Here is a 6,870-nt window from a genome sequence, read left to right on the forward strand (position 1 = left end):
GTGCGGGGAGGGGGCTCACGAGTGCGGCCGGCGCGAAGGGCGCGCCATGCCCCCTCCCCGCACGCCCCGATCAAGTCCCGGTGTCCAGAGGCCTTTCGGCCTCTGGTGGGGGAGGTCCGGAGGGGGCAAGGCCCCCTCCGTCAACCACCGCCACGACCGCCTCACGGCAGCACCGTGATCCTCGCCGCGTTCTGCCGGGCGAAGATGCCCGGCCGGTACATGTCCTGCGCTTCCGCGCCCGGCAGTTCGAAGGTGCCGGGGGTGACGGCGCGCAGCCGCACCGCGATGCGGGCGAAGGGCCGTTGCGGCGTGATGGTGACGGCCGCCGCGTAGCGGTCATCCAGCGCCGGCTGGCTGTCCACTTCCGTCAGCGTGCCGAGCCACGGCATGCCGGGGATGTCCCCGGCCGGCAGGCGGGAGGCGATCTCCCATCCCGCCGGCAGGCCATGGATCAGCATCGCCTCGTGCCGGTCGTTCGTCTCGGACCGGAGTTCCATCAGCATCACGAACGACGTGTTCTGCCGCAGCGTGTCGAGGTTCAGCGGCTGCCCGTCCAGGCCGAAGAAACGGCGGGAAACGCGGAAGCCCTCGCGCGCGGCGGGCAGCGCCTCGCGCGGGATGCCGGTGATCGTCACGCTCTGCCACACCGGTGCGGTGCCGAGGTTGCGCGCCGTGCCGGGCCCGCTCAGCGACGCCGACACGATGGGCCGCTGCGGCAGGGCCGACCCGTTCACGGCGACGACCGCCGCGCGCGTGCCCTGGCCGAGCACCTGCGCCGCCAGCACCGCCCAGGCCTGCACCTGGGTGCTGGTGGTGCGCGGCGTGAGCTCGGCGCCGGGCAGCGTCGTCATCAGCGTCGAGAGCCGTTCGGGCAGCAGCCCGCTTTCGCGCAGCAGCGTCGCGGTGGCGAGCGCATCGCGCGGCGCGCTGCCGTAGTCGGCGTACCAGAAGCGCCGGCCCGTCGCGGCGAGCGCGGACAGGAAGGCCTGCTCCGCCCGCGCGCGGTCGCCGCCACGTGCGAAGGTGGCGGCGAGCTGCGCGCGGCTCAGCTGCGTCGGCAACTCGTCCAGGCTTTCCATCAGCCGGCGCGCCGCACCCAGGCGCGGCTGGCCGGCCAGGGCGAGGGCGTGCAGGCGGTAGGCCTGCGCCGCGCGCTCGACGGGCGTGTCGCCGGCCGCGTCCTCGATGGCTTCGTCGAGGAAGCGCAGGGCTTCGCGTAGCGCGCCTTCCGGCACGGTCGCCCCCGCCGTGCGGGCGCGGATCAGCGCCTCGACGGCATAGGGCGTGAGCCAGGGCTGGCTGTCCCCGCTCGCGCTCCACATGCCGAAGGACCCGTCGAAGCGCTGCCGGTCGAGGATGGAATCGACCGAACGCTGCAGGCGGATGGCGCGGTCCGTGTCCCCTTCCTCGGACATGCCGGCCGAGAGCGCGAGGGCGCGCGAGGCCGATTGCTCGAGGCAGGCGAGCGGGAAATCCTCCACCGCGCGCAGCATGCCCGCGACGTCGTAGCGCACCGCGGAGCCGAAGGAGACGGAGGCGCGCCAGGAATTGGCGGCGAAGCGCTCGATCGGCGGCGCGACCGGCAGTTCGGCGCCGGGCGGCAGTTCGACGCCCGCCACTTCCGTCACGCGCGGGCGGGAGGAGCGGATGGTGATCCGGCTCTCGCGCTCCACGCGGAAGCCGCCCGGGCCGGTGACGGCGAGGCGGATCGTGCCCTCGCCGGCCTCGGTCGCGCGCAGCACCGTGCCCGGCTGGGCGCGCGCGCCGGTGGCGAGGTTCGCCGCGAGCCGCGCGGGACCGCCGAGGGCGAGCCCGCCGGTGACGCTGATCTCGGCCGCCACTTCGCCCTGCGGCAATTCGATGTTGTGCAGCAGGACGGAGATGCCGGCCTCGTCGCCGGGGGCGAGGAAGCGCGGCAGCAGGGCTTCCGCCACCACCTGGTCGCGCACGGTCAGCGGCTTCGCCGCCGCGCCGACGCGCGTGCCTTCCCAGGCGACCGCCATCAGGCGCAACTCGCCCGCGAAGTCCGGGATGTCGAGCGGGACCATCGCGACACCGTTCGCATCCGCGCGCACCACGCCGGAGAACAGGCTGACGAGGCGCTGCGGCGGTTGGATCGCGTCCGCGCCATCGGCCTCGTCGCCGCCCTGGCGGAGCAGCGCGAGTTCGCCTTCGGCGGGCGCGATCAGCCGGCCGTAATCGTCGCGGATATCGACGCCGAGCCTGCGCCGGCCGAGGAAATGCGCGCCGGGATCGGGGTTGGCGAAGTTGGTCAGGCGCAGGATGCCCTCATCGACGGCGGCCAGCGTCAGCAGCACGGGGCCGCCGGCATTGGCCACGCGCACCGGCACATCAAGGCGCTGGCGCGGGCGCACCAGCGGCGGCGTGTCGATGGTCACGGCCAGGGTGCGCGGCGCGGGGTCGATGCCGACCCAGGCGAGGCCGAGGCCACGCCCCGGCTGGCCCGCCCGCGTCTCGCCGGGGCGGAACACGGTCACGGCCACATAGGCGCCGGGACCCCAGGCGGCATCGACCGGCACCTCGACGTCGGTGCCGCCCTCGGCCACCTGCACTTCGCGCAGGGAGACGAGGCGATCGGTCAGCACGGCGACGGAGGCGCGCCCGGCGAAGGGCGGGGTGATGCGGATGCGCGCGGTCTCCCCCGGCGCATAGGCGCGGCGGTCGGCGGCGACATCGACGCGGTCGGGGATCTCGGCGCTCTCGGCCCCCGCCCAGCCGGAGCGGAAGCGGATGGAGGAGATGCCGAGCCCGTTCGCATCGGCCACTTCCAGCCGGTAGCGGCCGAACTGGAGGGATCGGGCGAAGCGCGCGGGCTGGCCCGGCGTGACGCGGATTTCCTGCGCATCGACGGGTTCGTCGCGCCAGATCGTCTCCCACCGCGCGATCGACCCGCGCACGACGATCCGCCAGTTCGGGCGTTCGCGCACCAAGCGCACGCGCAGCGTCGCCGCGACGTCACGGCCTTCGGGCGAGACGGCGGCGATGTCGAAGGCGGCTTCGGCGCCGGCGTCGATCGCGTCGTTCTCGAATGCCGGGCGCAGCGCGACGAAATTGCCGCGCGCGCGCACCGGCACGGAGAAGCGCGTACGCGTCTCCCGTCCGCCGGGCTCGCTCATGGAAACCGTGACCTCGCCACGGACCGGGCGCGTCGTGTCCGGCGCCTGCGGCAGGTTCAGCGTCAGCGTCGCGCGGCCCTGCGCGTCGGTCTCGGGGATCTCGAAGGTCAGCAGGTCGGGCGCGAACTGTTCCTGCGCCAGGCCGAAGCGCCAGCCGCGCCAGTCGGCGAATGGCTCCGGGTCGTGCAGCAGGCGCATTTCGGCCTGGCCGGTCAGGCCGGAGCCGGGCGCGCCATAGAGGAAGCGCGCGGTGACCGGCACTTCGAGGCCACGCGGGCCGGGCACGAGCGGGCCCGGCGCCGGGCCGGCATTCACCTCGAGCCGCTCGGGCACGAAGGCTTCGACGCGGAAGGTGGCGCGGCCGACCGGCGGCGCGTCGGGGTCGGTCAGCGCCTCCAGCGTCCAGACGCCGTAGGGCGCGCCGATCGACAGCCGCATCGGCCAGTAGAGCGCGCCGCCATCCTGCCGCGGCGGGACGAATTCCTGCGCCACCTGGCCGTTCGGGCGGCGCAGGCGCAGCCGCACGGGAAGGTCGAGCGGCCGGCCCGCCGCGTCGCGGATCAGGGCGGCGGCGTTGACGGTTTCGCCGGGACGGAAGATGCCGCGGTCGAGCCAGACGAAGGCATCGACCGGCCCGGGGTGCGGGCGGCCCGTGGCACCGCGATCCGACAGGTCGAAGGAGGCGGAGTCGAGCGAGATGGCGGCGAGGTCGTCGCCGGTTTCCGCATGCACGGCGACGGGCGCGATGGGCCCGGTGCCGCGCAGCAGCGCCGCGTTGAAGCGCGCGAGGCCGTCATCGCCCGTGCGGGCTTCGGCCAGGATCTCGTTGTTCCGCGCCATCAGCATCAGCCGCGCGCCGGCGATGGGCGCCGCGCCCTGCAGCCCGCGGGCCTGGACCGCGAGCCCGTCCGTGCCGCGCCAGGCGGTCAGGCCGAGATCGGTGACGAAGAAGGGCAGGGCGGAGGCTTCCCCGCCGCCGCGGCGATTGTCCGCGTTGCGCAGCACGATCAGGTAGGCGCCGGGACCGGCGGAGCGCATCACGTCCGGCAGCGGCAGGATCGCGCGATGCGTGCGGTTGGGCTCGACGCGTTGCAATTCGGCGCGGCCTTCCCAGAGGATGCGGCCGAGATCCTCGCTGATCTGGTCGGCCGACCAGGATTCGATCGCTTCCCCCGGCGTCCAGTCGCGGCGCAGGGGGACCAGGTTGCGTTCCGCCACGCGGATGACGCGCATCGTCACCGCCTGCACGTTCACGGTCGCGACGCCGATGCGCGATTCCTGCCCGCGCGGCAGGATGAAGGCGCGCGTGTCGAAGGCGATGCGCGCGTCCCGGTTCGGCATGGCGACGGCGACGGCGGTCTCCTGGCGCAGGTTCTGCCGGTCCTCGCCCGGCAGGCCGGCGCGCAGGATCAGGCGCGTGGACGCACCCCAGGGCAGGCCGGCGACGCAGAGCAGGTCGCCCTCGCGCTCGACCGCCATGTTCGGGATGGGCGGGTCGGCGCGGATCCAGTCGCCGGGCACCCAATCCGTCCGCCGCGCGGGCGCGTTGGTGAAGGTGAGGCAGGCGCGCGCGGGTTCGGCCTCCGGCTCCGTCGTGACGCGGCGGACCAGCATGCCCGCGGCGCGGCGCGCGGCTTCCAGCCGCTGCTGATGCTCGGGGCTGTCCACGCGCTGGAGGATCGCTTCGAGCGCGTCGATCTGCTGCACCGGGCGGTCGAGCCGGCGCAGCGCCTCGGCGATGGCATAGAGCGGCGCGACCTCGGGCTCGCCATAGGGGGCGAGCTGGAAGGCGCGCCAGGCGGCGCGCAGCGCGCGCTGGTTGTCGGGCGGGGTGCGGCCGAGCTGCGCCTGGGCCAGCGACAGCCAATGGTCGGCATTGGGCTGTCCCATGCCGATCCGTTCCTCCCAGGCCGTGGCGGCGGCGGCGAAGTCGCGCCGTGCCTCGGCTTCCCGTGCGCGCTGCTCGGCGGCGGCGCGCTGGGCGGGGCTGCCGCCGGCGGGGAAGCGGCGCGTCATCTCCTGCTGGTAGATGCCGGAATCGCGGCCGAGGCCCGGCAGGTCGAATTCCTGGGCGACGGCGAGGCCCGGCAGCAGCAGGGCAAGCAGCGTCAGCAGGCGGATGAGGCGCATGTGGGGCGGTTCCGGATGGTCGCGGCGAGCATGGCACGTGGCGCGCTGCGGCGCACGTGACCTGTGCAACGAAACGTGCGCCCGCGACCGAAACGCTTCACGCCGCGCCGCGCGGCGGGATGGCACGCGGCGCGGCCCCGCGCGCAGGATGCGCGCATGCGAAGCGCGCTTCTCCTGGCGGCGGTCCTGGCCGTTGCCGCCCCGCCGGCCCGTGCGGCCGAGACCTCCCTGCCGGCGCTGATGCGCCTGCTGCCGCCGCCCATGACCGGGGCGCTGCAACCCGGGCAGGTGCTGCTGTCCTATGCGCGGGTCGACCTGCTGGCCGGCGGCCGCGGACCCACCCCTGGCGCGGGCGCAACGCGCGCCGCCGCGATCGGGCGCATCGCCCCGCTCGGGTTCCACGACGTCGCGATGGCGCAGGTGGAACAATGGCCGAGCGGCGCGGGCTTCGACTTCGATGCGATCGAGGCGCTTCTCGTGCTCGAGACCGGCGGCATGCCGAACGGCGTCCGCGTGCTGGCCGGCGCGCGCATGCCGTCTCTGGCGACCCTGGCCGGGCCGCTCGCGGCGCGCGGCTTCGCTCCACGCAGCATCGCGGGCCAGCCGGTGCTGGTGCGCGGCGCGGACAACGCGCCGAACCCGCAGCATCGCGCGCCCGGCGATGCGCTGGGGGGCGGCCTCGCCTTCTCCCTGCGCTATGCCGCGCCCGCCCCGGGGGTCCTGCTGGCGACGCGGGAGGACGCGACCATGGCTGCCGCCTTCGGCGACCGGCGCCTGGCGGATGTGCCGGAACTGCGCGCCCTGGCGGACACATCGGCGGGCGGCCCCGGCGCGCGCGACCTGGCGCAGGCGGTGGTCTACGTGATGGCGCTGCGCAGCGCGCCGCCCATCCTGCCCGGTCCCATCGACGAGGTGCGCCGGGCCCTGACCGCCGAGATGCGCGACACCGACACGCTGCCGGGCCCGCCGCCCTGGGTGTTCGCGATGCTGTCGGAGCGGCGCGACGCGGATGGGATCATCACGCGCCTCGCCCTTCCTTATCGGCTGCGCCCGGCGGCGGAAGCGGCGGCCGAGGCAATGGCGGCGCGGCTGGCGGCGATGGCGCCGCTGCCCGGGCTGGGGGCGGTGGGCCGGACCGTGGTGGAGCAGGCAGCGGACGGCATCTTCGTCGCGGCGATCGAGGCACGGCAGCGGCCGGGCACGGACGCGACACTGTTCGCCACGATCAACGGGCGCCACCATCGCGGCATGGACACGCCGATGACGATCGGCCCTGTGCCGCGCGCCGCCTTCGCGCGCTGACCTTCAGGCCGCGTCGCGCAGGAAGGCGGCGAAGGTGGCGGCGGCGGCCATCAGGTCCGCCGTTTCCATCGCCTCCCGCGGGTTGTGGCTGCCATTCGCGTTGCGGACCAGCAGCAGGCCCGTCGGGATGCCCGCGGCGGCGAAATTCGCCGCGTCGTGGGAGGCGGGGGAGCCGAGCGGGACGGTCGCGACGCCCATGCGCGCCGCGGCGGCGGCAAGCTCGGCCCGCAGCCCGGCATCGCAGGGCCCGACCGGCGCGGCGTTGCGCGCGCCGCGGTCGATGGTCACGCCCCGCCGCGCG

Annotated in this window: 3 protein-coding genes; 1 reads left to right on the forward strand and 2 read right to left on the reverse strand. The window is 75.3% G+C overall.

What is annotated here, in order from left to right:
- Nucleotides 1-161: 161 nt before the first annotated feature.
- Nucleotides 162-5,267, reverse strand: a complete 5,106-nt coding sequence (locus tag HW577_RS17510) for an alpha-2-macroglobulin family protein (RefSeq protein ID WP_198377436.1) — start codon at nt 5,265-5,267, stop codon at nt 162-164.
- Between the two features lie 156 nt (nt 5,268-5,423).
- On the opposite strand from HW577_RS17510, the gene HW577_RS17515 reads away from it, so the two are divergent.
- The gene (locus HW577_RS17515) at nt 5,424-6,569 is read left to right on the forward strand and encodes a hypothetical protein (RefSeq protein ID WP_198377437.1); all 1,146 of its coding nucleotides are present in this window, start codon (nt 5,424-5,426) and stop codon (nt 6,567-6,569) included.
- A gap of 3 nt (nt 6,570-6,572) precedes the next feature.
- Here the strand turns inward: HW577_RS17515 and HW577_RS17520 are convergent.
- Nucleotides 6,573-6,870, reverse strand: a 298-nt coding sequence (locus tag HW577_RS17520) for a M20/M25/M40 family metallo-hydrolase (protein ID WP_198377438.1), incomplete at its 5' end; no start/stop codon positions are given.

It is taken from the genome of Neoroseomonas rubea (assembly GCF_016106015.1).
In the GTDB taxonomy this organism is placed as follows: Bacteria; Pseudomonadota; Alphaproteobacteria; order Acetobacterales; family Acetobacteraceae; genus Neoroseomonas; species Neoroseomonas rubea.